We start from the raw sequence: 2,532 nt of genomic DNA, 5'->3' as shown, positions 1-2,532 counted from the left end.
TTACAGGAGTGGAAGGTTATATGGCATCTGCAGCAACCGGAATAATAGCCGGGATCAACGTTGTTGGTTCAAGAAAAGTACTGGACCCGGAAGGAAAGAAGGAAGTTGACGAAAGGACTTTAGCCGGATTATATAGAGTAACAGGATATCCAACGATAGCTGTTTTTAATCCGGATAAAAATTACGAATTGATAGGGGTTATTCCTGGATTTATTCCGAAAGATTACTTTATGAAACTTGCTGACTATTTAGGAACAAAGTGCTATGAAAAGATTGAGTTTCAAAAGTACATTGAAAACGGAGGTAAATGTTGATACCTGATGTATACATAGGAGAAAATTGGTACTCCTTAGATGAGGTTTTTAACTCTTATAAAAATCCGCTTTGTGGTGGAGTTGATATTTTCATCGGTGTAGCAAGGTCTGCTCCGGAAGACGGAGATGTTGAAGAACTTCATTACGAAGCATACACTTCAATGGCAGAGAAAGTTATAAAAGAGATTATCCAAGAAGCAAAAGAAAAATTTAAAATACATCACTGTGTGGTACATCACAGGACAGGTGTTGTACCGATTGGAATTCCTTCCTTTTTGGTTGTGGTGTGGGCAGGTCATAGGCAGGAAGCCTTTGCAGGATGTAGATATGTGGTTGACAACGTAAAAGCAAGAGCTCCTATATGGAAAAAAGAAGTGTTTAAAACGGGACAAAGTCAGTGGAAAGAAAGTTGAAAGTAGCAGTTGTAGGAGCCGGATTAGCCGGTAGCGAAGCAGCTTATAAGATAGCCCAAGCCGGGTACAAAGTTGACCTTTATGAGATGCGTCCAGTTAAATCCACACCTGCCCATACGACCGGATACTTTGCCGAAATTGTATGTAGCAACTCTTTCGGTAGTGAAAGTCTAACATCCGGAGCAGGACTTTTAAAAAAAGAGATGGAAGAACTTGGTTCATTGGTGTTAGAAGTTGCAAAAGAGTTTAAAGTTCCTGCAGGTCAAGCTTTTGCTGTAGATAGAGAAAAATTTTCAAAAAAAATAACCGAGATTTTAGAAAATCATCCAAATATAAATGTAATAAGAGAAGAAGTAAAAAAACTTCCAGATGCAGATATTGTGGTTATCGCTACTGGTCCCCTTACATCTGAAGATTTCTCAAAAGAAATTCAAAAACTGACATCGTCCCAATACTTGTACTTTTACGATGCAATCGCTCCTGTTGTAGATGCTTCTACAGTTGATTACTCTAAAGGATTTTGGGCAGATAGATACGATAAAGGAAGTGGAGATTACTTTAACTGTGTTTTAACTCAAGAAGAGTATGAAATTTTTTACAACGAGCTTATAAAAGGAGAACAAGTTCCATTAAAAGACTTTGAAAAAGCTGTTTACTTTGAAGGATGTCTGCCGATAGAAGAAATGGCAAGAAGAGGAAAAGAAACACTACTTTATGGACCAATGAAACCTGTTGGACTTGTAGACCCTAAAACAGGTAAAAGACCATTTGCAGTTGTCCAACTAAGAAAAGAGAACATAGAAGGAACCTTGCTCTCTTTGGTAGGTTTTCAGACCAAGTTAAAATATCCTGAACAACAAAGGATATTTAGACTTATTCCGGCATTAAAGGAAGCTGAGTTTGTAAAACTTGGCTCCATTCACAGAAATACCTTTATCCAATCTCAAAAACTACTGCTTCCTACCTTAGCTTTGAAAAAAAGGCCAAACATACTTTTCGCTGGACAGATTACAGGAGTGGAAGGTTATATGGCATCTGCAGCAACCGGAATAATAGCCGGGATCAACGTTGTTAGAATGCTACAGGGAAAAGAACCGTTAGCTCCACCAAAAGAAACAATGATAGGTGGTCTTATAAACTATATAACAACTGCAAAAAATGAACTACAACCAATGGGACCAAACTTTGCCTTACTTCCGGAACTTGATATGAAGATAAAATCAAAAGAAGAGAGAAAATTGAAAAAATCACAAATAGCACTTGAAAAAATAAAAGAGTTTAAAGAGAAGTTACAATCGTAATGAAGATACCATTATACCTGAAAATATCCTTAAGATACCTTCTTTCAATAAAATCAAATCTACTATCTTTTATGACCGTAATATCGGTAGTTGGAATAACCCTTGGTGTAGCTGCATTAATCGTTACTCTGTCCGTTATGAGTGGTTTTATGTTTGGTCTAAAATCAAAACTGTTGGAAACAGCCCCCCATATAATGATTTTAAAAGCGGAAGATAAATTTTACATAAACGAAGATATAGTAAACACATTAAAAAGGTTTCCGGAAGTTGTAGATTATGAACCCTTTGTTTACACACAAGGAATTTTATCAAAAGATTCTCAAGTTTTACCAGTATATGTAAGAGGAATAGACCCTGAAAAAGACCTAAAATTCATGAACCTTAAAGATAAACTAATACTTGGAGAGTACAACCTTTCTGAAAACTGTGTTGTTTTAGGAAAAGACCTTGCTGTTATGCTTTCAGCCACCGTTTCAGACCAACTAAATTTGATGTCTCCAATTG

Annotated in this window: 3 protein-coding genes and 1 pseudogene; all 4 read left to right on the top strand. The window is 36.6% G+C overall.

Annotated elements, in window-relative coordinates:
* Positions 1 to 314, top strand: a pseudogene (locus tag NE054_RS07815) (hypothetical protein); the annotation flags it as partial.
* Complete coding sequence (locus tag NE054_RS07810; RefSeq protein WP_297890380.1) at positions 311 to 727, top strand: molybdenum cofactor biosynthesis protein MoaE; 417 nt, start codon at positions 311 to 313, stop codon at positions 725 to 727. The pseudogene NE054_RS07815 and the gene NE054_RS07810, both read left to right, overlap by 4 nt.
* Positions 724 to 2,028 carry an FADH(2)-oxidizing methylenetetrahydrofolate--tRNA-(uracil(54)-C(5))-methyltransferase TrmFO gene (gene trmFO / locus NE054_RS07805; protein WP_297890376.1) on the top strand — a complete coding sequence of 435 codons (1,305 nt, stop codon included), beginning with the start codon at positions 724 to 726 and terminating at the stop codon, positions 2,026 to 2,028. The genes NE054_RS07810 and trmFO overlap by 4 nt, the downstream gene beginning before the upstream one ends.
* Positions 2,028 to 2,532 (top strand): ABC transporter permease (locus tag NE054_RS07800; protein ID WP_297890374.1); only part of this gene is annotated, 505 nt, incomplete at its 3' end. The genes trmFO and NE054_RS07800, both read left to right, overlap by 1 nt.

Origin of the sequence: Sulfurihydrogenibium sp. (assembly GCF_027448985.1) — a bacterium.
GTDB lineage: Bacteria > Aquificota > Aquificia > Aquificales > Hydrogenothermaceae > Sulfurihydrogenibium.
Note: the sequence above shows the minus strand (reverse complement) of the source record. Positions and strands in the feature narration are given on the sequence as shown.